Origin of the sequence: Leptolyngbya sp. FACHB-541 (genome assembly GCF_014695875.1) — a bacterium.
Lineage (GTDB): Bacteria > Cyanobacteriota > Cyanobacteriia > Elainellales > Elainellaceae > JAAUTN01.
In genome coordinates this window covers 93,205-117,651 of record NZ_JACJPC010000015.1, presented here as the reverse complement: position 1 = coordinate 117,651, position 24,447 = coordinate 93,205, and the positions used below count along the sequence as shown (strand labels likewise).

At 49.8% G+C, this 24,447-nt stretch carries 26 protein-coding genes; 3 read left to right on the top strand and 23 right to left on the bottom strand.

Features of this window, described 5'->3' with window-relative positions; genetic code table 11:
- Positions 1-18: 18 nt before the first annotated feature.
- Positions 19-7,356: a hypothetical protein gene (locus H6G00_RS02005; RefSeq protein WP_190795432.1), complete on the bottom strand. Its 7,338-nt coding sequence runs from the start codon at positions 7,354-7,356 to the stop codon at positions 19-21.
- A 9-nt stretch (positions 7,357-7,365) separates the two neighbouring features.
- Positions 7,366-10,389, bottom strand: a complete 3,024-nt coding sequence (locus H6G00_RS02000; protein ID WP_190795431.1) for a hypothetical protein — start codon at positions 10,387-10,389, stop codon at positions 7,366-7,368.
- A 21-nt stretch (positions 10,390-10,410) separates the two neighbouring features.
- On the opposite strand from H6G00_RS02000, the gene H6G00_RS01995 reads away from it, so the two are divergent.
- Positions 10,411-10,782, top strand: coding sequence for a hypothetical protein (locus tag H6G00_RS01995; RefSeq protein WP_190795430.1), 372 nt, complete (start codon positions 10,411-10,413; stop codon positions 10,780-10,782).
- A gap of 2 nt (positions 10,783-10,784) precedes the next feature.
- Here H6G00_RS01995 and H6G00_RS01990 read toward each other — a convergent pair whose 3' ends face one another.
- A complete protein-coding gene (locus tag H6G00_RS01990) occupies positions 10,785-11,999 on the bottom strand; it encodes a hypothetical protein (RefSeq protein ID WP_190795429.1) in 1,215 nt (404 codons plus the stop codon).
- Between the two features lie 2 nt (positions 12,000-12,001).
- Positions 12,002-12,922, bottom strand: a complete 921-nt coding sequence (locus H6G00_RS01985; RefSeq protein ID WP_190795428.1) for a hypothetical protein — start codon at positions 12,920-12,922, stop codon at positions 12,002-12,004.
- Between the two features lie 440 nt (positions 12,923-13,362).
- Here H6G00_RS01985 and H6G00_RS01980 point away from each other — a divergent pair, with 440 nt between their 5' ends.
- Positions 13,363-14,031 (top strand): hypothetical protein, encoded by a 669-nt coding sequence (locus tag H6G00_RS01980; protein WP_190795427.1) that lies wholly within the window; start codon positions 13,363-13,365, stop codon positions 14,029-14,031.
- Complete coding sequence (locus H6G00_RS01975; protein WP_190795426.1) at positions 14,015-14,485, top strand: hypothetical protein; 471 nt, start codon at positions 14,015-14,017, stop codon at positions 14,483-14,485. The genes H6G00_RS01980 and H6G00_RS01975 overlap by 17 nt, the downstream gene beginning before the upstream one ends.
- On the opposite strand, the gene H6G00_RS01970 is transcribed toward H6G00_RS01975, so the two are convergent.
- The 19 genes from H6G00_RS01970 to H6G00_RS01880 all read right to left on the bottom strand — a co-directional run bounded on the left by H6G00_RS01970 (position 14,448) and on the right by H6G00_RS01880 (position 24,440).
- On the bottom strand, positions 14,448-14,984 hold the full coding sequence (locus tag H6G00_RS01970; protein WP_190795425.1) for an acyltransferase: 537 nt from the start codon (positions 14,982-14,984) through the stop codon (positions 14,448-14,450). The genes H6G00_RS01975 and H6G00_RS01970 overlap by 38 nt on opposite strands.
- An 84-nt stretch (positions 14,985-15,068) precedes the next feature.
- Entirely contained in the window at positions 15,069-15,398 is a 330-nt protein-coding gene (locus H6G00_RS01965; protein ID WP_190795424.1) for a hypothetical protein, read from the bottom strand.
- 16 nt (positions 15,399-15,414) lie between these two features.
- Positions 15,415-15,615 (bottom strand): hypothetical protein, encoded by a 201-nt coding sequence (locus H6G00_RS01960; protein WP_190795423.1) that lies wholly within the window; start codon positions 15,613-15,615, stop codon positions 15,415-15,417.
- Entirely contained in the window at positions 15,612-15,839 is a 228-nt protein-coding gene (locus H6G00_RS01955; protein ID WP_190795422.1) for a hypothetical protein, read from the bottom strand. The genes H6G00_RS01960 and H6G00_RS01955 overlap by 4 nt, the downstream gene beginning before the upstream one ends.
- 57 nt (positions 15,840-15,896) lie before the next feature.
- Positions 15,897-16,316, bottom strand: a complete 420-nt coding sequence (locus tag H6G00_RS01950) for a hypothetical protein (protein ID WP_190795421.1) — start codon at positions 16,314-16,316, stop codon at positions 15,897-15,899.
- On the bottom strand, positions 16,316-16,612 hold the full coding sequence (locus H6G00_RS01945) for a hypothetical protein (RefSeq protein ID WP_190795420.1): 297 nt from the start codon (positions 16,610-16,612) through the stop codon (positions 16,316-16,318). Before H6G00_RS01945 ends, H6G00_RS01950 begins: the two co-directional genes overlap by 1 nt.
- 14 nt (positions 16,613-16,626) lie before the next feature.
- Positions 16,627-17,232 carry a hypothetical protein gene (locus H6G00_RS01940; protein ID WP_190795419.1) on the bottom strand — a complete coding sequence of 202 codons (606 nt, stop codon included), beginning with the start codon at positions 17,230-17,232 and terminating at the stop codon, positions 16,627-16,629.
- Positions 17,232-17,525, bottom strand: coding sequence for a hypothetical protein (locus H6G00_RS01935; RefSeq protein ID WP_190795418.1), 294 nt, complete (start codon positions 17,523-17,525; stop codon positions 17,232-17,234). The genes H6G00_RS01940 and H6G00_RS01935 overlap by 1 nt, the downstream gene beginning before the upstream one ends.
- A 235-nt stretch (positions 17,526-17,760) precedes the next feature.
- The gene (locus H6G00_RS01930; protein ID WP_190795417.1) at positions 17,761-18,795 is read right to left on the bottom strand and encodes a phosphoadenosine phosphosulfate reductase family protein; all 1,035 of its coding nucleotides are present in this window, start codon (positions 18,793-18,795) and stop codon (positions 17,761-17,763) included.
- Positions 18,792-20,129: a hypothetical protein gene (locus tag H6G00_RS01925; protein WP_190795416.1), complete on the bottom strand. Its 1,338-nt coding sequence runs from the start codon at positions 20,127-20,129 to the stop codon at positions 18,792-18,794. The genes H6G00_RS01930 and H6G00_RS01925 overlap by 4 nt, the downstream gene beginning before the upstream one ends.
- A gap of 27 nt (positions 20,130-20,156) precedes the next feature.
- Positions 20,157-20,651 (bottom strand): hypothetical protein, encoded by a 495-nt coding sequence (locus H6G00_RS01920; RefSeq protein WP_190795415.1) that lies wholly within the window; start codon positions 20,649-20,651, stop codon positions 20,157-20,159.
- An 85-nt stretch (positions 20,652-20,736) separates the two neighbouring features.
- Positions 20,737-21,081 carry a hypothetical protein gene (locus tag H6G00_RS01915; RefSeq protein ID WP_190795414.1) on the bottom strand — a complete coding sequence of 115 codons (345 nt, stop codon included), beginning with the start codon at positions 21,079-21,081 and terminating at the stop codon, positions 20,737-20,739.
- Positions 21,082-21,085: 4 nt separating this feature from the next.
- Positions 21,086-21,490, bottom strand: a complete 405-nt coding sequence (locus H6G00_RS01910) for a hypothetical protein (protein WP_190795413.1) — start codon at positions 21,488-21,490, stop codon at positions 21,086-21,088.
- A gap of 4 nt (positions 21,491-21,494) precedes the next feature.
- Positions 21,495-21,740 (bottom strand): hypothetical protein, encoded by a 246-nt coding sequence (locus H6G00_RS01905; protein WP_190795412.1) that lies wholly within the window; start codon positions 21,738-21,740, stop codon positions 21,495-21,497.
- 44 nt (positions 21,741-21,784) lie between these two features.
- Positions 21,785-22,180, bottom strand: coding sequence for a helix-turn-helix domain-containing protein (locus H6G00_RS01900; protein ID WP_190795411.1), 396 nt, complete (start codon positions 22,178-22,180; stop codon positions 21,785-21,787).
- On the bottom strand, positions 22,177-22,767 hold the full coding sequence (locus H6G00_RS01895) for a hypothetical protein (protein WP_190795410.1): 591 nt from the start codon (positions 22,765-22,767) through the stop codon (positions 22,177-22,179). The genes H6G00_RS01900 and H6G00_RS01895 overlap by 4 nt, the downstream gene beginning before the upstream one ends.
- Before the next feature lie 32 nt (positions 22,768-22,799).
- Positions 22,800-23,243, bottom strand: coding sequence for a hypothetical protein (locus tag H6G00_RS34560; RefSeq protein WP_199318262.1), 444 nt, complete (start codon positions 23,241-23,243; stop codon positions 22,800-22,802).
- A gap of 95 nt (positions 23,244-23,338) precedes the next feature.
- The gene (locus H6G00_RS01885) at positions 23,339-23,566 is read right to left on the bottom strand and encodes a hypothetical protein (protein ID WP_190795409.1); all 228 of its coding nucleotides are present in this window, start codon (positions 23,564-23,566) and stop codon (positions 23,339-23,341) included.
- Entirely contained in the window at positions 23,559-24,440 is an 882-nt protein-coding gene (locus H6G00_RS01880) for a hypothetical protein (RefSeq protein ID WP_190795408.1), read from the bottom strand. The genes H6G00_RS01885 and H6G00_RS01880 overlap by 8 nt, the downstream gene beginning before the upstream one ends.
- Between the last annotated feature and the right edge of the window lie 7 nt (positions 24,441-24,447).

Here is a 24,447-nt window from a genome sequence, read left to right as displayed (position 1 = left end):
GCTTCAAGGTTCCCGTCCCTAGTTACGCCGCTGCAACTGCTGAGCTAGGTCTACGTTAGTGTCATAGACCTCCTGCCGTACTTTGTTGCGGAAGCGTCCGTTATTTACGTCTTCGCCAGTGAACTGGTTGATGTAGGTGTTTTCCTGTTGGAAATTCAGCCCTCCCAGACTTTCAAGCCACCTTGAAACATCACCCATTGCGGCTGTTAGTTCAGGGATGCCTTGAGAAAAGCCGTTTAGCATTTGCATTGGGTTTGCCCCGGTCAGTGCAGGCAGTGGAGGCAATCCCATGCTGGCTGGCATCTGGGGCATTAACCCTGCTGTTGAAACGCCGGGAGTAATGGGCATCTGCTGATAATCACGCCCAAACTCGCCGGGATACATATCGGCGAGAGTGCTAGTAGCAATAGATCTGCTGGCTTGGCGTAACTCTTGACGACCGCCACTGATACCGAGTTCTCCCAATAATTCGCCCCTTCTTTGGCGATTGGCCCGTCTGCGCTGGTCGGGGCTACGAAGCGAATCAATAAACTCGGTTTCAGCATTCAACCGTTCTGCGTCCTGGTTCATGTCCTGAACCTCAATTTCCCGTTGGTTTAGCCGCTCTTGCAGTGTGCGGCTGCGTTCTAATTCTGCTCCTTGCTGCTGTAAGCCCTGCCCTTCAGCAATGCTGGCGACTAGTTGGAGTTCTGCTGCTTGCCGCTGTGCAGGGGTTGATTCTGGATCTGCTACCACTTCGGCAAGGTCTGCAAACCTGCCAGCAGTATCGGCTGTGTTCTGGATTTGGGCGATGCGATTTTCTGTCATCTCTCGTTCCAGTGCAATTCGTTGCTGCTCCTGATTTAAGAGCAGAATTTCTCGCTCAATTGCTTGGCGTTGATCCAGAGTACGCAGTTGGATAGCTGCGGTAATTTGAGCAATGTCTTTGCGCTCAGAGTCAGTCGTTGAAGCTGCTGACAATGCATTGAGTTGAGCGTTGAGCAGGTTTGCGCCTGCCTCAAGCAGCCCTTTGCGCGTCTCCAGAATCTTGTTCTGGTTTTCGTAGGTCTTCGCGATCGCATCCATCGCCCGTTGCTCCTGCTGGAGCGCGAGGGTCGCTGCCTGCCCCTTGTTCTCAAACGATTGAACCTGCTCATCAATCCGCTTCTGGAGTGCTTTACGTGCCAACTCCTGACGGCGATATTCAGTTTCGGCAATCTTCAGGGTTAGGTCACTGGTACGCTGCCGACTCTGGCGGATCTGCTGTTGCCGTTCCTCTTCAGCCTCCGGGTCATCGTAGCGGGGAATTGCTTCGAGCTGAGCGAGTCTTGCCTCCTCAATCTCTAGTTCCTCTTTCGCCCGTGCGTCAGCGGTTTCTAGCCGCATCTGGTCAGCTTCGAGCTGCTGAATCTCACGGTCATTGAGGGTTTGCTGGATTAACAGATTGGTTTCTGTCTCTACCAGCGCTGCTGTATCAAGCAAACGGCGACGGGCTCGGTCGGCGATCGCCACCTGTTCGGCATAAAACTTTTTGAGAGCATCACTTCTGCGTTTGTAGATTTCAGATTCCTTTGCCTCCAAATCCCGCAGTGCTGCGGCATAACCGGGGTCGTTCTCGTCCAGCAGTGCCCGTTGTTCCTCAATTTGGGCTAACTCCTCATCTAGCCGCGCGTTGGTGATTTCGAGGGATTTAGCCGATGATTCCTCCTCGGAAACGAGTCCCCTGGTTCGCATCCCATCCAGGATTTGCTGAGTCTGGTCAAAGTCCTCCAGAATCTCCTGATTTTCCTGCTCTCGAATTTGGGCACGGGTCTGAGCTGCGGTAGTTTCCTCCTGCTCAATCTGGGTATTAGTGCGACGACGATCCTCAGTGTCTTGGGCGGCTAACGCCTCGGTAGCCAGCCGCCTCTCTTCGCCATAAGCTCTGATGTTGTTTCTAGCTGTCTGCTCCGCTTCGGGATCTTTCTCTCCTGCATTCCGGTAGTCGCGCTCTGCCTGCGCTAGTGCCCCATCAACTGCATCAATTTGATTTTGGAGAAGGGTCGCTTCCTCCTGCAATTTGTCAATCTCAGCCTTAGCTTCAGTTGCCCCGCGTCCCCGCCGGGGAGCGTCAGCCTTAGCCTTTTCAATTTCAGCGTTGAGGGTAGCCAATTCCTCCTTGACCTCTTCCCGCTCATTCTCTAGGCGATTCATTTCCGTAGTTGCCACCTCTCGCCCTGCTGTGGGGTCGCCCTGGGCAGCCGCTAGCGCTGTCTCCTCAGCGGCAATATTCTGATCGATTTCGCGAAGGGTGTCCTGAAGCTCCCTCTCCCTCAGCTCAGCCCGCTTCTGGTATTCAGCCTCTATTGCTTCAAGCCGCAAACCGGATTCTTCAAGCGTGGCTTCACTGATTCGCCGCTCTGCCTCAACAGAACTGAGTGCCCCATCTGCGGCTAATTGCTGAATCTGTTGCTGGCGCGTTTGGGCTTCCTGCACCTGGATTTCGCCGCTAGCCTTGACTGCCCCAGAAATTGCATCTTGAGCCTTGATTTGAATTTCAGCAGAACTGCTGGCATTGGTTGCGAGTAGTTCATAGCGGCTAATTGCTTCTTCCTGGGAAATTTGCCCTAGTGCAATCTGCTGCTCAGTTGATTCAAACAATTCCTGAGACTTTTGCTCAAGTTGTTCTGACGTGCCTACCCCTTCTCGGAGGAACTTAATTGCTGCCGCTGCCTGGGTCTGAAGCTGCTCATATTTGCCGCCTAATCTAGGCAACTCTGGAGGCTTAATTTGAGTTTCGTTGATCGCCTCCATCTCACTGCGAATACCTTTAAGCAATCGCAATTCTTCAGCCAGATCATCTGCTAATTCTGCATTGAGCGGCTTCTGTTCCTCTAAATATTCAATTCGCGCATCAATTTCGCCTTTCTGGGTTTCGGCTAATTCCTGTCTGTCCTTGATTAAATTGGCGAGTCTGCGGGATTCATCCTCATCATTTTTGGCATCAGCTTCCGCCTTCTGGTTCATGAGGCTGGCTAATTCCTGCTCATTGTCGATCAGTGCATCCCAGTTCTCGGAGATTTCATCTCGGTATTCGGCTGATTGATCCAGCATTTCCCGGAATCCTTCAGCCTCTTTTTCTAAGCGCTTTCTCCCCTCTAGCCTGACCATGCCGCCATTGTCGCCTAACCCCAACGTTCCCGCTGTGGTGATCATGTCGCCTAGCCGACTCAGCCAACTTGCATCTTTCTCCAGTTCCTTCAGCCGTTCTGAAGCGTAATCAATCGGGCGGCCAAACGCCCCCCGCATTTGTCCCTCAAGCGTTGCGATCGAACGGCTCAGAGTATCAATTTTGGTCTGGAATTCCTCAACCGCATCGCCCAAACCATCGGTAAACTTCTCACCAGATTTTGCAATCTTGTTGTACAGCCCAATCGATTCCACAACAATGGCGATCGCTGCTACCAGAGCGAATGCCGGTCCGACTGCTGCGGCAAATCCACTAATCGCAGAAGTTGCTGCTGTTTTAGCTTCTAAGGCGAATGTTTTTAACCCAGTCGCTGCACCCGCGATTTTGGATTGGAAATTCCCAATATTGATAGAGGATGCTTTAACCGCCCCCAGCAAACCACCCTGAGCCTTTTCTGATTCAAGCGTTTGTTTGCCCAACGCAAACAGGTTGTTGCCAGCATCAGCCGTTTGGATCGCAAAATCGTCAAGCCCTAACTTGCCTAAGCCTTGCCCTAAGCGAATTAGGGTATCGCCGCTGAGCCGTTGAGCCACACCTTGAAACTGCTTTAAGCTAGCAGTTGCTTTGCCCTGAACGTTCTGAGCAAACTGATTGAACGCCTGCCCCGATAGAATCGGTTTCGACGCTGTTGCTGCCATCTGCGCTTCGGCTGCTTTAAGCTGCTCCGCAATGCCTGAGCGCTGGCTCAATAAATTGTCTAGCTCTCCCTGAACTAACCGCTTTTGAGTCCCTAACCCCTCCCGTCTGGTCGTGTAGCGCTTATCGTCCCCAGCCTGGGTAAGCTGGTCATCCAGTCGCTGCAACTGTGCCGTTCGGTCGGCGATCGCTTGCTCAATCACATCGCTTTGTGCCGTGAGCTGCTGTTGAAGCTGGCGGGTTTGAGATTGAAAGCTAATTGTTCCAGTGAACAATTCACTTGTCATTGTTGCGGCTTTCCTAATCCCGTCCGAGAAAGCAGCAACTCCAGTGGTTGCAGTTTTAGCCCAATTGGTGACAGCGGCGATCGCCTGAGTTGCGAAAGTTCGAGATAGCTGAATGATGAGTGGCAGTAAACCAGCCTGAATTGCAACGCTAAGCCCAACGACGATGCCTGTTGCAACAACGATTGGGTTCGTCAAAAAGTCGTAAATTGCAGCTCCAGCTTTTTTCAACGCATTGCCGACTAAAGTTAGCGTTTCAAGCAGGCTGTCATTTTTGAGAACGAAGCGATCGAAGATGTAGAGTGCAGCAAAAACCCCGGCTGACATTAAGCCAAAGGTGAGCATTTGCTGTCTCAATGCTGCTCCAGCCGCCTTTGCAGCATTTTGGAACTGGAGATTAAAGAACGCTGCATTATCAACCTGTCCAGCATAAACAGCAATTTTTTGAGCTAGCTGCTGAATGGTTGGCGCTAGTGGGGCAAGTACACCTCCTAATACTTCTGAATTGCCCACGAAGCCAGCCAGCGCCCCAACGACATCAGGCACCCTTTTGGCTAAACCAAACAGCACTTTATCTAGCCCTGGAATTGTGCGGCTCAGTCCAGCTAGCGTTATACCAAAACCTGCAATTTGGGGCAAAAAGCCTGCGAGCATTCCACCAAACGGGCCAAGCTTCCCAGCAATCAACCCGGCAAGCCCTGGAATAGCCTCCATGTACTTGCCTAACGTCAGGAATCCCGCAGCACCAAACCCTAGCTGTTTGGTGAGGGAAGCAAAGGTGTTAACCAGAGAATTGGAGCGTCCAGACAAGAAAAATAGGATTTCCCCAACTCCCGGCAGGGTTTGAAACAGAACGCCAAAGCTACCAGAGACAATAGAAACTGCTTTTTGCAGCACCAGCGCCTGAAGTGCAATTTTCAGAAACGGGCCGCCTAATGCATAAGCCTGTTTTGCTAGTTCTGCAATGACGTTGATAGCAGGTTGAACGATTGGTATAACTTTCTGTATCGCGAGTGCAAACTCTTTAATCGCACTGGATAGCGACTTTATTAAATATTGGGGAACAGATTCTAATAACTTAGAAGTTGATTGGTATAGCGCTAGTAGTGCATCAAAGGCTTGCTCAACAGCCTCAAACACCTGAGCAATTAAAGCCCCGATGCTCTCCGATAAAGAATCTAAATTCTGGTTTAGGTATTCATATAAACCGCTCAGTTTCTCTAGCAAGGGGTCAAGCAACGGTTCACCAGCTTTTCGCCCAATCTCATCAAAAATTTCTTGAATGTTCGAGGTGAGTCCACCTAGCGACATTGCCGCCAAAGCATTTCCGGATCGGAATGCCTCAAACCGCTTCATTAATTCGTCATACAAGCGCCCCTGACTTTTCCACTGAGCGACTTGCTGATTGGTCAATCCCAGAGACTTCGCCATGATTGAATTCATGTCGATAGTCCCTTGCAGGATGCTGGTGATCTCTTGCCGCGCCTGGACTAGCGGAATTCCAAGAGTACCCATGCTAGCAGCGGCAGAAAGGGTTAGTTCAGCCGCTTCATCTAGCCCAACATTGATATTGCCGATCTGCCCAGAGATAATCTGGAATGCATCAACCAGGTCGTTTGATGTCACCCCGACTAGCTCTAAAGAGCCTTTGCGAAGTTGGTCAATCGCTGAATTGATCGGAGCTTCTAGCGCCTGAATCGCAATGGTTGGGTCAGCGATCGCACTACCATTCTGCAAAACCTGCTGAGTTGCAACCAAGCTGCTTTGAGTAGCAAGCAACTGTTCACGCAGTCTAATCGACTGCCCAATCAACAGCTCAAACGGGCCGCCAACTACAAACTGCTGGAGCGCTTGAAAACCTGAACTGAAGAAAGCTAATTGCTGGGTCGCTGTAAAGATACCTTCAGTGATATCTAAAGCTCCCTTTTGCAGGGCACCGAAGACTTCTAGCGGCTCACCAAATCCGGCAATGTTGCCAAAAACAGCGCCAACCCCTTCGATGGGTTCTAATAGTGTCTTTGGGATACTGCCAACAAAATCAACTGAATTTCTGATAAATCCATCAATCTTGTTAACGGATGCCCCAACCTGAGCTAGCATCTCCGAGGCGAAACCCTTGCCAAAAGCAGAACCTAGCCGCCCCCCAAGACTCTCCCCAACTGCGCCAACTAAACCGCCTGATTGTTCATCTAAACTTTGTATTTCTGCTAAAAGCCGATCTCGAAGTTCCTTAAAATCGCCGCCCGTAATCGCAATTGAAATAGCTTGTTTAATCGCATTTTGAAAAGGTTCATCTAACCCCTTCAACTGGTCTGTTAATAGCTTTTTAACGGCTGGGGCTGTTGACTGGGCAAGCTCATTAATCGGGAAAGGTAAATCGCTGAGTTTGGAATAAGCTTCATCAAGCGCTTCTGCTGCGACATCTGATAGCTGGAAGCCTTTTGCTACAGAGTCAGCAATGGCGGCTCCTAGTGCGGCTGCATCGTCTTCCTGACCCAAGGCGATCGCATCTAAATTCTCGTATGCCTTACGCAGCCCTTCCTCAATTTTTCTGGCTGTGATGTCTTCTAAAGAATTAAAAAAGTTACCTGTCAGTAACTCCTTAACGTCGTTTGGAACGAAGAAGCTTTTAGCAGCACCGCCTGCAAGCCCTTGCGAAATTTGGTTAATGCCACCAGGTAGTTGAGATTCAATGAACTGGTCTAAGCCAAAGTTCAATGCTCCTGAAAGTGCATTCCCGATTAGTGGGTTATCTTTTAGCTCACTAGGGATGTTCTTGAGTAAGTTTTGGGCGATCGTGCGAGCAAGGCTTTGAGTTCTCGCCTCAACCTGGCTTTCTTTCCCTAGAATTCCATCTAAAAATGGGCTACCTCCAGCGGCTAAACTGCTCAGGAGAACCGTTAAATCCTCAACCTGTTCAACGGCTGCATCTGCCTGTGTTTTTACGCCATTAAATAATGCTTGCCCTGCCTCAGAGTTGAAAATGTCTCGAATGAACCCAAGTACCTGGCTGAGTTCAGCAAGCCTTGTGAGCAGTCCCCCACTGGTCAGCCCAACAACTGTTCCTAATTCAAGGAACCGGGATCGAACAAGCGAAGCTGTATCGCCAAAGGTACTTAGCTGAGCAGTGGCACCTTTGAAAATGCTGCTGGCGTTGTCTGTTGCGCTGATGATTAGCTGAACTGCATTTGATTCAGCAACAGCGCTGACTGGGTTAATTCCTTCCATTAGTGCCCCCTATGGCTTGCCCGGAGGCTTTTGCTGACTACTCGCGTTCTTTTTCTTGGGGCGAGTTTTTTGAGGCGCTGGGGGCTGAGCTGGAGGGGTAGGAGCTGGAGTAGGAGTTGGGGCTGGAGCTGGAGCTTGCGACTGCTGATAGGCTTGCGCCATCTGGGATGCCTTCTTTTGCCTAGCCGCTTTACGATCCAGGTGTTCTTTGTATTTGAGCAACAACTCACCCTGTCGGCTATTAGAGAGGCTATTCCAATTAGCAATGTTTCTAGGATCGTGGGAATCGCCGGGGTTGCGTGGCGGCACGCTGATATTAGGTTGTTTTGGTGATGTACTGGCAGCTTGAGCAGGAGCCGCAGACTTGTTCTTGCTGGGCTTACGAGTGCTGCCTTTCTTCGTCACCCTGCGAGTTCGGGCATTACCTTGGAATGCTTTGGTCATGCTCTGCATGACATCGGTACTTGCTAAATAGTCATCAATCGAATGTCCATTTACACCAGCAGCAGACACCGTTTTCCCTTCTCCTCTTTGGAAAAACGGCAATCCCGAAACCGCATCACTATCGCCCATCAGGTTAATTTCTTTCATGTCCTGGCTGGCAAGTCCAAATCCAGGAGTGCCCAACGTTGCAAGCTGCACCCGTTGAGCGACGAGTGAGCCGTTAGGCTTCATGCGTCGCAGGATATCAATTGCTTCACGGGCAACAAGTCCACCCGTGTCGTAGCCCACAACATTAATTGGGGCGTAGGCTCTAGTGCCACCGCTCGACATCTCTTTGTCGCCATAGGCGTACATCTGAGCGGCAAGGCGAATCGCGTCATTGTTTTTCCCAGCCTGGAGGGTGCTTGATACCATCCCCCCAAACCCTTTGACAACGGTGTACGCAGTTTTTCCAACATCTCCAAGCGGCAGATCCTTTGGAGTGTCTTCGCGCCCTTCTGGGTCAAAGTTAACAATCTGATTTTTGCCGTCAATCCAACCCGGATCGTTTCCAGCAGCATTGCTGGCTTTGATTAGTTTCTGGCTAATTTCAGCACTAGGCGCGTCAGTTCCTCCCACCACAAACATGACGTTGGGCTTTTTAACGTTGGGAACAGTCCCTTGTATCGCATCTGCCTCGCGCCCTGCATCTTTTGCTGCTTCGCCCAGGTTATTGCGATAACGATCGCTCATGTAGTTGTAGGCAACCTTGCTCGTTTGGGCTGTGAGGGCAACACCGAGTAATGCAGCCGCTTCAGGATTTTTCTGAGCTGCATCTTTAATTCGTCCAAGCTGGTTGTAGATTGCAGCGAAGGGGGCTGGTGCAACAGCCGATAAAACTTCTCCAATGGCACTTCTAGTTTTCTTGTCTTGAGCAGCCCTACCCGCTAGCCCTCTTAGGCTGGAATCGAAGTAGTTGTAGGTTTCTAGCAACCGCTCTCGTACCTCATTGTTGTTGAGATAATCGCCAATTTCATGCCCTGGAACTGTTGAGATCCACTGCGGCAACTTTTTAGGAAGAAATGAGAACGGGTCTTGAGATGAGGTAATCGTTTTGTTATTAACGTTGTTCCAAAACTTATCGTCAGTGAACCCAAAGAACGGTGTACCCAGGTTGACGATGTTGAGGCGTTTTACAATTTCGCTACCGTTTATGCCATCGTCATTTGGCTTCATCCGCTGCAAAATTTCGGCAGCTTCTCTCACCACATTTCCGCCAGCACCATGCCCCAAAACGTTGAGCGCTGAGTCCTTGTAGCGAGCGCCATAGGCATACATTTCGGAAGCTAGATCGACTGCTGCTTCATTTCTTCCTTTAAACAAGTTCTGCATGTAAGAGCCGAACGTATTGACGGCAACGTGCCCTAAATAGAAAGGGTTGTATGAGCCGTCTTCGTTGTGCTTACTGGCTTCCGGCGCAGGGATGTCAAATTCTCGGTGATTGAAAGGGATGATGAAATTCTGCAACTGAAACCATTGCTCTCCAGGGCTTTTATCTTTGGGTGCAAGTTGGTCTTTGATTGCCTGACCGCTAGAACCAATTGATGAGAACCCGCCCACAGCAAACATAATGTTGGGTTTATCTGTGTTCTCAATGGGTATTTCTTTAGCCCGTTGCATCGCCATCTGAGCTGATTCAGCTAGCTCAGTTTTGTAGTTGTCGCGCATCTTTGTGTATTGCCCAACGGCAACACCCGCCAGAAGTGTTGCAGCAAAGATGGCAGCAGCTTGGGGGCTGGTATTAGCAGCTTTAGTTACCCTCTCAAGCTGCTCCCAGATTTTGCCAAAATCGCCTGTTGCACCTTTGTAAGCCTTCTTGGTTAAACGCTGCTTTTCTAGCGTCTTACGCAGCCGTTCCTGTTGATCTGGGTCGCGTTTGAGTTCGGTTAGAACCCGCTGCAACTCCTCGCTAGACATATGGTGAGAGCGGTAAACATTCCTTTCTGATGCAATTCTCTGTAGCTCTCGAATCGTTTTACCTTCAAACTCTGGATCAACCACTGGCTTTTTGCTTCTGCCTCCAACCTTCGATCCCATTGCAAGGGATAGGTTTTTGGCAGTTTGCCGCACTGCTCGTAGTTCCTTTGGGGAGGCGATCGCCGATGGCTTCAGGTTGCAGGTTTCGTTAGGGTCAATGCATGACAAGCCGCAGGATAGCCCGTCTACACATTTGGCTGGCTGCTTGCGAGCGGCGCTGTCAGTTCGGGTCCGACCATCCAGGTAGGCAACCAGGTACTCAGCAGAGCCAGTTTTACGGGGCAAGTTCGGGTGTTCGGTCCGAATGTGGTCAGCTACCCAGCTATCCAGGCGATCGCTACGGGTAGCGATTTTGTATGTGATTTTGTCGCCCTTAATTAAAAACTCGATTAGCTTCTTGCCGTCGCGAAATAGCCCCTCAATGTGGTCTTCTGCTTCAGCTTCAACCGCCAGAACCGCTGTGATATCCCCGTATGCTCGCTCAAAGATAATCTTCAGCATCCGGGTCAACCGTTGCTTTAGCTCTTTGGGGGTGAATGATGTAGTGGAACGGTCGAGATCGGTTGCAATCATGGACTCACGGGTAGTTAACCTGTGGTTAGGTTTCCCGATCGCCCTGTACCGTTTGAGTTAGCTACTTTGGAGAGACGTGCAATGACTTTTAGTGCAGATGATTCGAGCCTTAGCCTGGAGAAGCTAAAACAGCTAAAAGCCGACTTTGATGCCAAGCAAGATCAGTTACCTGCACTGCCTGTAGGCATCGTTTATAGAACTGATGTTTATGATTCAATCAAGCAGGCTTTGCCATCACGTCCCGCTGAGCTGCCACCTCACTCGATTGTCCCAGTGCCCATCGTCGGGCAGGCTGTCGCCATCCCGATTCATTGCTCCAGAACCATGCCTGAGCGGTACAAGGTGTTTTACAACCAGATATCTTTGAATGCGTATCTAACCCAATATCCATAAAGTTATTGACCTCGATTGGTGCGTTCGTAGTTTTCATAGTCTTCAGCAGCTTTGTAGGCTGCATACACTTGAGCAACAACCCCTGCAATTAAGGCTCCACGTAGGACTGTGCCAAGTGTTTGCTGCACCGATACGCTAGCTGTTGCCTCGCTGCCTGGAAAAAGCGGAATGCCGTAGGTGTCAGACGTTTTTTTAGCTTTCAGCCGATCTTCCTTAGAAAGCGGGCGCTTACTTTCGGTGTAAGTCCATCCCAGGTCTTTCGCGACACGCTGAACGATTAAGCCCTGAAAGTCTTGCTCTGCCTGCTCTGCACTCATCTCACCCTGGCGAATTTTGTGGCTTAGCTCCATGTGAGTGAGTACAGCTTGTTTGGTATAAGTTGGCTGCACGACCAGCGGGTAGTTGCCCCAACCTCCCTCACCTGGCTTCAGTGAATAGTCTGCACCGGCTGAAACAGCCCGAATCTCAGACAGATTGAGAACGCTGGCTGTTTGAATGTCAGGCAGCGAGAAGGATCGCCCAACCACTCTGGGGTCATCAGGCGGATATCTCCAGCTTGGATGGTTGTGGGTCAGGATCGTTCCCTCCATCCGTTTGGCTTCCTCTTCTGTGAAGCCTACAGAGGTTTCATCTCCTTCAATTCGCGCCATCAAATTCCCGTCGTGGTCAAGAGATACCAGCGTTTCATGGTCCGTTGAGCCACGAATCACATCTTCAATAATCTTCAACCGCTTAGCGATCACTGCTTCGTTGCGCGGTTTGGGCTGCTCAGAGCCAAACATACTTAACCTTTTGGCAGCGCTCAATACCCGCTTTGAGTCTGCAATGGAAGCAGCTCCGTTAATGTGGCACTGGTCTTTATCACTGATGCAGGTTGCTCCACAGCTATAGCTGGTCGGGCTGTCACATTGCTTCTGAGCGTCAGCCCTGCCGACATAACCCACCGCATAGCTTGCTGATTTGCGCCGCTGGGTCAGGCTAGCGCCCTGGCGCTGAAGCTTTAAACCCACCATGTAGGAGTCGCTGCGGGTGCCAGTTGGCTTATAGCTCAGTCCACGATTGCTGATCCTAAATTGAAAGAGCTTATCGTCTTTCTGGAATTCGCCCTTAACAGCTTCACCATCCATCTCCCAGCTTCGTACCCGGACGCGATCGCCCCCAAACCCGTGCTTACCAATCAATGCACCCAGTCCTAATACAAACTGCCGCTCATCCATGATTAAGCACCCCAAGAATTAGAACGGCTATTTACTCTGGGCGTGGCAGGTTGGGAAGGTCGAGAAGGTTGAGCAAAGCGCTCACTAACTGCCTCTTTACTAATTGTTTGGTGCAATGTGCCTTGAGGGATGTAGCCTAAATTCTCACTAATTTGCTCAACGCTATAAAGCACTAAACCCACTGAAAGGTGTGCTATTGCCGTATCGACAGGAGCTTTCTGCCAAAGTTCAACGTATTCTCGCCCAGCCGCTTGAATGGTATCGCCAACTTTTTGCAGCGGATTTCGTCGGTCTGGTGGCGTGATGCCGACTAACTTGCCTGCAAAATCTTGAGCCGCTGTGAGGTTTTCACCTGATAGCCCAACCTTTCTGGCTGCTTGCTGAATGCCCCGGCGAACTTGCTCCGGGTCTACTTTGCTGGCAGCATAGGCGGCGATCGCAGTTGCACCGGCTGCCAACGCCATCAGTGTGGCTGCTCTTGCAATCTGTGAACCCGTTTTAAGCACAGCACGGGTTGCAGCGGTTTTAGCTTGCTGAGCGGTTGGTATCCCCTGATGGCAGACTGCCCCCTTGGGTATGCAGGCATCGCCGCACTCTTCCCCAACGGTGCAATTCTTTTTGATCATCATGCCGTCAGAGCGCTGTGATGCAAGCCATCGCCCTAGCTTGTAGTGGTAGCTATCATTGCGGCTCTCTGCCCCCACTTCCTTGTAGGAAACTTTGTCATCCTTGGTGATCGTGAAGTTGTAGATGTCCCGACCGCTGGAGAACACCCCAATGATGTTGCCTCGTTTATCAGCCGTGAAGCCATGAACCTTATTAATGCGTCCTTTGGAGAACACAGAACCTAAAATTTCCTGGAGCGATCGCCCTAGACTACGCAATTGAGCCTGTTCTTGGGGTGTAACGTCAGCGTTAGCCATGATTATTTCTTTGCGTCTGAGTGCAGTTCAAACTGAACCCCGTTGTCGTTGGGGTAGGGTTTGGTGTGAGGGTTGCGCCCCTGCCAGATATCAGTTGGGATGCCGTTCTGGAAGGCTTTGCAGACTAGCTTTTTCCCGAATACAGAGGATTCATTAAAGTGAGAGCAACGTGAGCAAACGTTGCTAAACATCTGAACAAAGTTAGAGCGGTCGTCAATCTTCATAAGTCCGAACAGCAGCAGTAGAGGGAAAGCCTACCTTCTTTGATGAAGCGATTGGATGCCCACTAAATCCAGAAGGCAGGCTGAGAACCATCAAGATAATGAACAAGCTCATAGTTCACCAATCGCTGTTTTGGGATGCACCCCCAAATTCCAATTGGAAAATCACGTTAAAATCCTTGCCAAACGGGAAGACTTGAGCCTAGCAAGGAGAAAATTATGCAGAAAACCATCACGATTCAACTGCGTGGCAAGACCTACAGCGCTGAAGCTACAGATTTAGATGCAATGTTTTTCCTGTCGCTGATGCTGCCCAACTTTGTGCAGATTAAGCAGACTGGAGAAGGCTTAATCGCCGCTCTAGATGAGTTTTCATCTAAACAGAGAGGGCGTTTAGCTCATGTGAAGGGTGAAAAGGCAATCGAAGCCGCCTCGAAGGAGCTGTATTCAGAATGGGGTGAGCGGGTTCTCATCCAGCTCAATAACAACCTGGATGTTAGAGCCGCCTTTGCCCAACGGGTAACAGAGGTTTTTGATGATATTGATCCGAAGCTGGTTCGCTTTGAGCGCTGGCGCGAGAATGAGCGGTTGCATGAGTCCAGCAAAATCCGGCTGGATGTCGATGAGATCATGGCAGTTATCTCGCCCTTCAGCGCAATCATGGCTGATCTGAAGAAGGAACAGCTCCAGGGTGAATCAATTGCAGCTCAGCCACAATTGGTATCAGCAATTTTGGGAGATGATGCTTCCAAAACTAGCGGTAAGGGCTTTGCGCCAACTCCCGCCGCTGCTAGCCAGCCCAACGGCAAAGATGCTCAGATTGCTGCCCTGCAAGCCCAACTCGCCCAGTTACAGCAAGGGGAACCAGAGAATGCAGAAGTTTCTTAGCATCGCCCTGCTGCTGGCGATCGCAGGCTGTAGCACTCAGTCAGCACCAGTAGAGGAAGAACCCCCAATAGGTTCACTGTCAGGGCAGTTATCCCTAAATGGTGCACCATTGGAAAACACAACCGTTTGGCTTTGCCTAAACGAGAACCCAGCCGACTTTAAACGCTCCACTTCCACAAATCCCGCAATGGATGCTGAATATAACTTTCAGAAGCTGTGGCGCGAGTTAAATACTGTGAACCAGAAAGCTCCACGGGAATGCGCTTTAAACACTCGCACTGACGAAACTGGGGCGTATGAGTTTGCTGAACTGCCGCTAGGAATGTATGCGCTCTATTCCGCCTATTCCAATGATTCGCAGGTAGCCTATTGGTCTGAGGAGGTGATTTTTGGGGGGAATGAGGCAACGCTGGATCTTAACTCGCAGAACGCTGCTGAAGTGCTGTCCCGCTGAAGGGTAATACGGTTTCGAGCGATCGCGATCGCCTTGCCGGAAGCCCCAGGTAAACCCCATCTGGCTCACAGTCCCGGTGAACCAGCGTTCCAGCCCCAATCACGCAGCCATCGCCGATTGTCACCCCCGGCAAGATGGTTGCCCCTGCACCAATCCAGCAGCCCTTACCAATCTTGACGGGTTTACGAACGCAGTCGTTACCCACGCGCCTGCTATGAGGTCCGATGTCATGGGTCGTGGTCAGGACTCTCACACTCGGGCCCAGGCAGGAGTTATCGCCAATCTCGATCGCTTCTCCGTTCTCCAGAAAGCAAAAGTGGTTGAGGAATGAGCGATCGCCCAAGGTAATGTTGCTCAGGTCATCGCGCACGAAAAAGCACCTTGACCAGATGAAAGCATTCTCTGCTCTCAAGCCAAAGTGCCTGTAGATTGCAAGCCGTCTGGTGTGGGATACCAGTTCAGAGGCGGCTACTGTGTTGATGTGGAATTGCTTCAGCATGGCTCTGGGGGGTCATTCGCTGATAGCGTTCCCATTCGCTAGTTTTGGGGTGCGCGGTTAGGTGGGAGAGCGATCGCCGCAGGATCAAACCTTCAGCACCTTGAGTAATTTAGGGAAAATCAACTCTGAGGCGATTGAAACCACAATTGCAACGGGAACGTGCAAAAGCCCGAATCGTTGAACAGCCAGAAAGTAGATTGACAGCGATAAACCTAGAACTAGCCCAAAATAGGGATTCCAAATATATTTCTCAAGCAATTCCATTAATGCTCCACCTTGAAACTGCCTCCAAAAGAACAATGTTGCAAGGTTTGCAGCGGTTATGGTCATGAAAATGGTCAGGGATAAAAGAAGATAGTCCAGTGGAACATCTTCTCTATAAACATAAAAAACGTAATCCAAAATGCCATCCATCTTTGTTCACTCCAATTTAATTCCAACTAGCGATCATTTCGTCAATCTCAGTCTCGATCGCCTGCTTCGCGTCCTCCCATGTCTCCCCTGTTTTGCTGTAAACAGGGTCTAAATCGGGATGGGTAGCGGAGGCTGTAAAGTACATCTCGGTTAGGGATTCGTTCGGCTCATAGAATCCCTCGATTGTGAATCCTTGGTAAGTGTAGGGGATTATCATTGCTCCTCATAAAGCTTGAGCCAGTCTGACAACACTTCAGAGGGCGATCGCCTCTGCAAAGTTGCATGGCGCTGAACTTGTGCCGCTAGGTCAATTTCATCGGCACAGTTCGAGCAAATATCTTGCCCTGGAAACTCTTGTTTTAGGAAATCAGATACGCGGGTATCCAATGTAGGTATCGGGCGATGACAGCGATCGCATGTTATCTCAACATTTTTAGCCATAGCGAATCACTAATGAAGTACAGGGCGCAAATCTTGCGATCGCGCCCTACTGAAGGTCTAGTTAGCCTCCTCGCCGGGGTTTTGGCGATTTAGCAGAACATCTAAAATCTGCCTGTTTTCATGCTGCAATCCTCGGATTTCCGATTGCATCGTCGTCATGTCAGAGCGAAATACTTCCATGCCAGTTCGTTGCTCGTCCATCATGCCGAGCAAGTCCTGAACACTGGCTGTCAATTCTTCCTGCATTTTGTGTTGCTGTGCTGCTAGTTCACGCAATTCTTCTTGAGTTTGGCGCTGCTGTGCTGCTAGTTCACGCAATTCTTCTTGAGTTTGGCGCTGCTGTGCTGCTAGTTCACGAAGGTTAAGCGCAAACTCGCGCTGGTTTATTCCTAGTTCTCTTATCGCCAGCAAACTCGTTTCCGCAATCCGCTCCAGACTAGAAACGCGGTTGGGCAGGTCTACATTAGATTCAGCCATCATTCTTCCTCAACTTCAAATAATTTACGGGTTTCGGGGTCGTTGATATCGATTCCCCACTGCTGACAAAGAAAGGCAACCATACCGATCTTTGCTTCCTGGTAATTGCTCTCTTCCACGCGATATTCCAGTGTCTCTGTTTCCATATCCAGGAAAATTACGTAATTTGCAGCGTCTAGTCCTCCCAGTTCTGCAAAGTCTTTCAAGGCAACCCCAGGCGGTAACTCTACGCACAGGCGTAGAACGAAGCCGCCAACGTCGCTTAAAATCATCAGTTCATGCAACTCATGCGACATCTGAAAACCTCTGATTAGTTTTTAATCATCCAGATCAACGCCCCCAAAATTTTCTCTGCTGGGGGTAGGGGATAGTCCTCTAGATCAATCGAGGCTATCTGATCTTCCAGCTTCATGAATCGCCATACCGTTCCAGTGGTGACAGCACCGTAAACGGTTGAAGCAACTTCTTTATGCTCAGATCGCTGGTTAAACCACTGAGCTGCAACCATCTGGGCAAGGCATTGCCCCAAACCAGATTTGATGTCATCCCTTTTGGCTTCAACGATCGCCATTACTGGCGATTCAATAAAAAGCTGCTCTGGCGATTTACTGATTAGAAAATCACAGTAGCCGTTCAGGTTTTGCTCTGGATCTACCGTGAATTCTTCCCCTGAGAACACGCTAATTCGTCCCCCCAGAATGCGCCGAACTTCCAGCAGCACTGGGGTGATGATTCCTTCAGAGCGGGCTTTCTCAGTGCCAACAGCAGTTGCCCAGGGCAAGTTCTGCTCCAGTGTTTGTTCTAGCAATGGCTGAGGCTTGACCGGCTCTATTTCAGGCAAAAAGGTTTTGCCCTCAACTAGTTTTAGGTCGAAGTCTGTAACAACCTGCCGCAACGTAAATTTGTTGTAAGGCATTACTTACCTTCCTCAGATTCATTACGCGGAAAAATCATTTCTGCTGGAATAAACTGAGTCCTTCCACTTTTTTCAAATTTAATCAGCCAGGAATCGCCCAGTTCTGAATAGGAAGGTTTTGCGTGTCGCAAAATAATAGCCTCATGAATTATTCCAGAACCAGAATCAGCATCGTAAACCAGCACGGGAAAATCCTTGTATCGCTCAGCCCGTCTCACGCCGAAACCTACTAGCGGTTCTCCCTTTGGCGGAGTCTTTTCCGACTGGGGATTAACCTGTGAATCAAAACTCATATTTTCTCCTTAGTGAACGCAAAGTGAACGGTTTGCAGCTATTCCAATTGAAAAAAGGTAAAATAGCTGGTATACTATTTTACCTTTTTTCAAGGCTCCAGTCAAAATGCCGGATGAATCCCCTAAATGCTAGGATCTCTGGTGAACGCCTGAACAGCGTTCGCACTATCGAGCAGCGATACTTCAATTCCTCTTGGATTTATCTCCTATTGGAACTTGTTGGCTGTGCTACTCCTTAGTGAACGGTTTTTGAGAGGGGCAGGTTTACCTGTCCCTCTCTTTCTTGTGATTCTAAAGCTGCCTCTACCTCCTTGAGCGATCGCCCGTTTTGAAAACTCCAGCCAGTTTCATTCTCCCAGCCTCGCAAGTGTCGCAGGAGGTCTGGTTTATGTCTGGCCCCATTCTTCAAATCATTCATGCTGGCAGCTATGCAGAGGGCGCAGGAAAGCCGCTCATTGCCCATTGCATAGGCTGGGTGAGCCGTCCAACCTTCCAGGGCTTCTGTGTGCCTTCCTGAACGCCACAGAGCCGCCCTACGCTCATATTCAGCCAGAGTTGTACCGCACCACTCCCACACCCGCTCTACCCGCCAATCGTGCAGCGGTAGCCAATCTAGGGCGAGTCTGCCAGGTCTGCCCAATTCTTCCCAGCGCTGGTAGGCTTCCTGTGGGGTCAGGTGATGCAGCTTTTCACCCTTGCTCAGAATGCACTGGGTTGTGATGTCTCGAACTGCAACGATGGGTTTCTGGGCACGTTTGCCGCCCTCCTGTGCCCGAATCCCGACCGCCCCAATTACCAATTGGAATTTCCGTAGGTCTTTGTCTATCTGGTTAATCTTGTAGCGTGTGCAGTAACGGGCATTTAGGCTGGGCCAGAAAGGTTTAGTATTGCCCTCTGCAACTAGCTTGTTCTTGCGATTTTCCAATTGGAAAAGGAGGTCGCCTTGAACTATCACCAAATCTACTCCAGCTTGCCTGCAAATTTGCTGGCAGAAATCCAGGGTAGTATCCCATTCCATTACTCCTAGATCGCAATGCACAGCCTCTATACGCCCACTCCAGCCTAGAGCTTTATAAACATGAACCAGCCAAAACAGCATGGCTTGCGAGTCCTTCCCACCGCTAATAGAGATGCTGAGAGCCGCCCCTAAGCTCATCAAGAGGTGAATGATTGGGGGCACTCCTAAGTCTTTTAAGAGGGCTTCAGATACGGGCTTCTGAGGGGCTGTAGTCTCCCATAGGGAGAGTTGATGCTGAATCACGCCAATCATGCCTTCACCTTCCTACGCCCCTTCTGGGGCACTCTGGAGGGCACTTCTAAAGCTAGTTCTGCATTGGGATTTAGTATTCTCTGCCAGGTTTCCTCAAACCGTTTAACCTGCTTCTCTTCAACCACAGCAGGGCAAATCACATACATTTCTTCTAAATAGGGCCGAACCTCACCACGCGGAACAGTCCAGAACCGCCACGAATAATCACTTAGTTCTAAAACGCAACCTCGCTTAAGAGCCTCCTTTTCCAATTGGATTTTGGACTCTTCACGGGTGCCCTTATATAAAATCTGAGTGCTTCGCATTACTTGGGGATTTTTGCCGCCTGGGGTCTTGGGCGCGGGGAAGATTCGCCGCACCTTGTACACTGCCCACTCCTGCCACTCGTCGAGGCGACGGTGCAAGTCTCGCAATGCCTCTACGTTGCCTGCCTCTTCCAGTACACTCCGGGCGCTGCGCTTGCCGTAGAGTTTTTGGGTCGGGTTGACGGCCATTGCTATATGCTCAATAAGCAGGGTCAGCCCAGCTTCACGGGTGTGTTGGGCATAGCTCCTGAGCAGCAGCTTTCTGCCTCCAGAGGAACACGCGAAACAGCAGTACACACACGCTGATTTACGCGCTAAACCTTGGGCTATTGCATCCACAAACTCCTCACACTTTTTGCGTCCCCAGCCCCACAGAATGAGCGGGAACTCAAACAGTTGATGAGCAGTTCCATAACTTTTATCTTTAACAGCACGGTCTTTCTCATCTGCATTAAAGCCCAGCAAGTAGCGAAAGTTCTGCTTGCCGTAACTCTTATCAGATTTGACCCGCTTGGTTTCATCTGCATTAAATCCAATCAGTCGCCTGCGGGGAGAGGTGCCGCAAATCATCTCTACCAGCTTGTCTAGCACCCAGCCCTTAAACCGCAGAGAGCAACGCCGCATACCTTTCGCCCTCATGGGCACAATGCCGCTTCTGAGCAAATGGGTTGAGAGTTTGTATGCTCCCTCCATGAAAAGTCTGGTCGGGTTGCGGGTGTCGTTCAGAATTACAATCCCATCGCGATCGCTCCCACTTTTACGGGCTACCTGAATGAACCTGATCTGGAACTGTCGTAGCAGTGGCAGAACCACAGTTTCCATGAAAGTTTTTGTCTCGGGCCACTCGTCCCCGGTCATGGCCGTAACTACGATCAGGTCTTTTAGGTCAAAGTCTCTCAGTTCTGGATGGAACAGATAGGCGAGTAGCAGCGCAACGGAGTCATAGCCCATTCCCAGTGACAAGAAAACTGGCACGTTTCCAGTCCCTAACTCTGGAGCAAACAGGCTATGCTGAACAACCTCAGACATAGCAATACCTAGTGAACGGTTTTGAAATTAGGCAACTGCAAACTGATAGAAAAGGGGTAGCTCCAGATTGATCTGGGTTGCTCTAACCTTTTGCTTTCGAGGAGCAGGGGCAGGAGCAGGCGATCGCAAAGCGTCTGCGCTCACAAAAACCAAATTGTCTCGAACTACCAAGAAACAGCAGCTAGAAATTTCTGCCTGAGAATGCCGCTCCACAAAGGAGTTGTTGAAGTAAGGGTCATAGGCTAAATCTACTGGAGCATCTAGCTTTGGCTTGGATTGGGCGATCAGTATTCCTTGCCCCCAAGCATGAACATTTTTTTGCCTATCCTGAATTCCGCGAAGCCGCCTTGACTCACAAACTTTGAAAGAAACGTTTGCCACTACGCAGTCAGTAACGTGCCCTGCAACTATCCAGCCTCGCCCTTTAATGTAAGTCTGGATGGACATTTTCCCGTTATTCAGGTTCCTGTAAATCCTGACCGTTTCCCCTAGCGTCGATTCCCAATCTAGTAATTTAGTCATCTTAGTGAACGGTTTAAAAACAATGCGGTAGCCAGGGTAGGTTTTCCTACCCTGGATGATTCTGATTACTGGCGATCGCCAGCGATTACTCAATTGGCAGCGGGTTCCCTTGAGCTATCGCAATGTATTCGGCAATGTCGTTTTTCCATTGCCGGTAGATGTCATTCCCATTCGTCTTTTCAAGGTTCTCGAAATACATTCTCTGATCTTCGAGAATCTTGAAAATCCGCTGAGCGTCTAGCTTTTTCCCAACCGAATAGTGGTCAGGAACAAGCGCCAACCGAAGATTAAAATCATCAGCAGATTCGTACAGCCGCAGGGTTTGCACTGCTTCACTGAGAGCCACATAGCCACCATCCAACGCCGCTGCATTGCCAATGTAGGAAACTTCAGAAGGCGTAACCGCCCTAAACTCAAATCCATCTTTCACTTTGTTATGCCTCCTTAATGTGAATGCTTATTGGCTCGTAATCATCTGAGTCAGAATCATCCCAGTCATCATCTGCAAACCAGAAACTATCTAGATACTCTGGCTCAGTTGTTTGAACTGTCCAACCAGCCACAATCAAGTGCTGAAGCATCTCTGAGGCATACTTGCCTTGAGCGATCGCCCCTTCAGGCATCGTGCCCCCAACTGCCCTAAGCCAATACTTCAAATCACTCCCAGTCAGGTATTCACGTACAACTACAATCCAATCCTCATCAGCGGTACAGTTTACAAGCCGGAATCCCCAGAATCTACGCTGTTGCCCATATCGTTCAATAATGGGTTGCAGAATTACGTCTGGAGGAGGTTCAGTTTTTTTAAGTTGAACCTGAAGTTGTTTAAGATCATCCATTGCACTAATCCCCTTGAGGATGTTTTTGAATCACCCCCTGCTGGAGAACCGCATCACGCCAGGTTTCCAAATGAGAAATAACCTGCTGTACATCGCCTTTAAACTCTTCCTCGGATAGAGTTACTGCCCATTCAGCCCACATGAATGAGAGGGTTTCGATCGCCTCCCGCGCTGCCCATTCTTGCAAGGCATTATTTTTGACTATCCCCAACTCATCGGCGGGTTTGATGAGGTCAACCTTTCTAATCATTTTGTTTCACCCCTTGTAGTGAACGGTTGTTGAGTTTGTAAGCGCTACTGAATGAAAAACGCTATTGTAGGGCGACCTTCAGCGTTACCTGATGTTTCCCTTTCAATCTGGTAGCCCCCTTTAATGAGGGCAAGAATTGTTTGATGCACGGTTGTGCGCCCCAACCCTGTCAGCGCTGCCAACTGATCTAGGTCTTTGGGATGCCCATCTAGGTAGGCTAGAACCTGCTGAGTGCGCTGGTAGTGGCGGTCGCTTGCCAATGCCCCAAGCAATTCTTTGGCGATCGCCTGCCAGTTTTGCTTCCCCTTAATTAGCCCCGGCAGTCCAGGCAATTGCAGATAGGCAAATAACCCGGAAGTTATTGCCTTGTAATCTGGGTTAGGTTGCTCCAATTCTTCGAGTATCGGAGCAAGTTGCTCAACTGGCTCGGCGGTTCTCATACGTCAGTTACCTCGATCGCCCAAACTTTTTCAGGCGTAATTCTGACATATTTTGCCCCGTAAATTCTGGGGCAATGCTCCTCATATTCTTCAGATCTAATCCGCCATTCGTGCCCAGATTCAGAGAAGAAAATCTCTTTAGCGTAGGTTTCCAGGTAAATACCGTTTCCTTCCTTTGAGGGAAGTTGATCTGAAAGCCAGTCGGAAACCTCACCCTCCAACCGAACTTTGAATTTAGGGTCAGCTAGCGTAATGTCGGTGACGTAGCCGGAAAGCTTCCAGCTACCCAAATCCCGATATACCCCCAGCAGCCCATTGTTCGGGAAATGGGGATATACCATGATTTTTTTCCCCAGCAGATCTAGCGGGTTGATCAGCTTCGCTTCAACCGATACAGAACTCGCTCTAATCCCATCAAGTAATTCTTGAACGAGTTTCGCAAACGGGTCGCTCACAAGCGTTAGTGTGCAGCGATCGCCATAGATCTCAGCTTCCTGGAAATCAATTTTCAGGAAAGCTTGCAGTGTTTCAAGCTCCTTAACGCTCACCTGCGTCTGGTAGAGCGGTGCGGGTGAAATAGCAGACATATTCATAATGCTCCTTAGTGAACGGTTAACGGTCAAATCAAATTCAACTGGTGAACTGATGGTGAAGGAGGCACATATTTCCCCTCCTTCACCTCATGTCCTAGCTCCCTTTCTATCCATTCTGCAAACATTCGTCGATGGCAAAAACTACCATCGGGTAAATTGATTGCTAATGTGGATTCGTGTTTTTTGGGAATCACCTCATAGCAGAGGACGATCGGCTCAATTGAGCCGGGAGATAGATCAGTCCCCTGAACTGCCAAAAGGTGTAAGTCATCCCACACCTTTTGGGGGTTCAATGCGGCTAGAATCCCGTTGTAGAGCGAAATATAATCCGCCTGAGAAGCTGATCTAAACCACGCTCCAGGAGCTAAAGCAGCATAGCGGGGATAGCTTTTTCCTCGCGGCATTCCGCGAGAAATGCAGATAGCTCCGGGAGTGGTTGGAGGGGTCAGCTTGTAACAAGATGTAAGCATGGTGGATCTCGGTTTCTAAACATACAAACTCTAACTTATTTTAGATAGACTGTCAAACTGCGAGAGTCGAAACCTTTTCCCTGACTGGATTATGTTTATATCTGCCTCCCACGTTCTAAATTTTCTAGTCGATCGCGAAACTCATTAACAGTTTTCTGAAGCTGCTCAATTTGCCTAACTGCAACTGTCAGTTTGTCTGACAGGATGATCACAACTTCAGCCACTTGTTGAGGGGTCAGATCGGGGTTGATGTTTTCTACTGTGGTAGCTCTGGCGATCGCCCTCTCTACCAGCAGCCTGTTTTGCTCCAAGTCATCATTCACGACTGGCTTGCCCCCCAGATGCGAGATGCAGTACGTCAAACGCTCGAACGCTCTTAACCTCATAGGTCGCTTCAATGTAGTCGGCTAAGGGTTGCCATTCCGCGTTGGTTTCAACCACTGAGCTGTAGTTGATTGTGTTTCCCGACAGGAACAACTTTTCTCCGTTAGCACGTCCCAGGTTGAGGTATCGCCCATTTAGGCTATAGTTGCGAATCAGGAATTGGAGGTAATCCCTAACGTCGTTCATCGCCTCTCCCTGCTCCCGCATCGCCTCTATGTTGTACCCGTGCGAGTCAAAGTAGGGAGGAAATTTAACCATCACGATTTGCTGGAGCAGCCGCTGTAGAGGTAGCATTATGCCCTCTACTAAATCGTTGTTGCAAGTAACTTGTAGGAATAGCTGAGTGAGTCCTATCTCCTCGGCTTCCGTTTCTTCATCTTCCTCAAACGGCTCACCGTCAGCCGTGAAATACCCGCTTTGATCTATCCGGACTATGTGGACAGGCTGTAGCCCTGTCCACCAGCTAAAAGCTGTTTCAACGTTATCCCCAAAACGTCCAGCAATTAGATCGGCTGGAATGTAGGTTGTCATGCCTACATCGGAATAGTCTCCGCCCCAATGGTTGATGTCATACTCAACCGCAATGTGACGCTGATCGGGAGTGCAATCAGCACCCAAAAGGAATGTTCGATCGTAATTCCTTTTTTCCAGCAACTTCGCCATTGTTTCAGGCGGAACTTCGTTCGCTGGTTGGAATTCAACCGTACCGATTAAGTCTCCGCTGTGAGCAATCTGGACGAGATTGAGGTTACTGATTGGGCGATCAGATAGAACTTTTACTTCTACGGTCGTTTGGTAGAATTTGTCAGCCATTGTTTTG

Coding starts and splice junctions, on each gene's coding strand:
- H6G00_RS01930 (WP_190795417.1), bottom strand. CDS start 18,795: ATGATTGGCGTGATTCAGCATCAACTCTCCCTATGGGAGACTACAGCC.
- H6G00_RS01975 (WP_190795426.1), top strand. CDS start 14,015: ATGCAGAAGTTTCTTAGCATCGCCCTGCTGCTGGCGATCGCAGGCTGT.
- H6G00_RS01940 (WP_190795419.1), bottom strand. CDS start 17,232: ATGCCTTACAACAAATTTACGTTGCGGCAGGTTGTTACAGACTTCGAC.
- H6G00_RS01965 (WP_190795424.1), bottom strand. CDS start 15,398: ATGGATGGCATTTTGGATTACGTTTTTTATGTTTATAGAGAAGATGTT.
- H6G00_RS01950 (WP_190795421.1), bottom strand. CDS start 16,316: ATGGCTGAATCTAATGTAGACCTGCCCAACCGCGTTTCTAGTCTGGAG.
- H6G00_RS01925 (WP_190795416.1), bottom strand. CDS start 20,129: ATGTCTGAGGTTGTTCAGCATAGCCTGTTTGCTCCAGAGTTAGGGACT.
- H6G00_RS01935 (WP_190795418.1), bottom strand. CDS start 17,525: ATGAGTTTTGATTCACAGGTTAATCCCCAGTCGGAAAAGACTCCGCCA.
- H6G00_RS01900 (WP_190795411.1), bottom strand. CDS start 22,180: ATGAGAACCGCCGAGCCAGTTGAGCAACTTGCTCCGATACTCGAAGAA.
- H6G00_RS01920 (WP_190795415.1), bottom strand. CDS start 20,651: ATGACTAAATTACTAGATTGGGAATCGACGCTAGGGGAAACGGTCAGG.
- H6G00_RS01905 (WP_190795412.1), bottom strand. CDS start 21,740: ATGATTAGAAAGGTTGACCTCATCAAACCCGCCGATGAGTTGGGGATA.
- H6G00_RS01990 (WP_190795429.1), bottom strand. CDS start 11,999: ATGGATGAGCGGCAGTTTGTATTAGGACTGGGTGCATTGATTGGTAAG.
- H6G00_RS01955 (WP_190795422.1), bottom strand. CDS start 15,839: ATGGCTAAAAATGTTGAGATAACATGCGATCGCTGTCATCGCCCGATA.
- H6G00_RS01945 (WP_190795420.1), bottom strand. CDS start 16,612: ATGTCGCATGAGTTGCATGAACTGATGATTTTAAGCGACGTTGGCGGC.
- H6G00_RS01895 (WP_190795410.1), bottom strand. CDS start 22,767: ATGTCTGCTATTTCACCCGCACCGCTCTACCAGACGCAGGTGAGCGTT.
- H6G00_RS01970 (WP_190795425.1), bottom strand. CDS start 14,984: ATGCTGAAGCAATTCCACATCAACACAGTAGCCGCCTCTGAACTGGTA.
- H6G00_RS02000 (WP_190795431.1), bottom strand. CDS start 10,389: ATGATTGCAACCGATCTCGACCGTTCCACTACATCATTCACCCCCAAA.
- H6G00_RS01910 (WP_190795413.1), bottom strand. CDS start 21,490: ATGGATGATCTTAAACAACTTCAGGTTCAACTTAAAAAAACTGAACCT.
- H6G00_RS02005 (WP_190795432.1), bottom strand. CDS start 7,356: ATGGAAGGAATTAACCCAGTCAGCGCTGTTGCTGAATCAAATGCAGTT.
- H6G00_RS01880 (WP_190795408.1), bottom strand. CDS start 24,440: ATGGCTGACAAATTCTACCAAACGACCGTAGAAGTAAAAGTTCTATCT.
- H6G00_RS01985 (WP_190795428.1), bottom strand. CDS start 12,922: ATGGCTAACGCTGACGTTACACCCCAAGAACAGGCTCAATTGCGTAGT.
- H6G00_RS34560 (WP_199318262.1), bottom strand. CDS start 23,243: ATGCTTACATCTTGTTACAAGCTGACCCCTCCAACCACTCCCGGAGCT.
- H6G00_RS01980 (WP_190795427.1), top strand. CDS start 13,363: ATGCAGAAAACCATCACGATTCAACTGCGTGGCAAGACCTACAGCGCT.
- H6G00_RS01960 (WP_190795423.1), bottom strand. CDS start 15,615: ATGATAATCCCCTACACTTACCAAGGATTCACAATCGAGGGATTCTAT.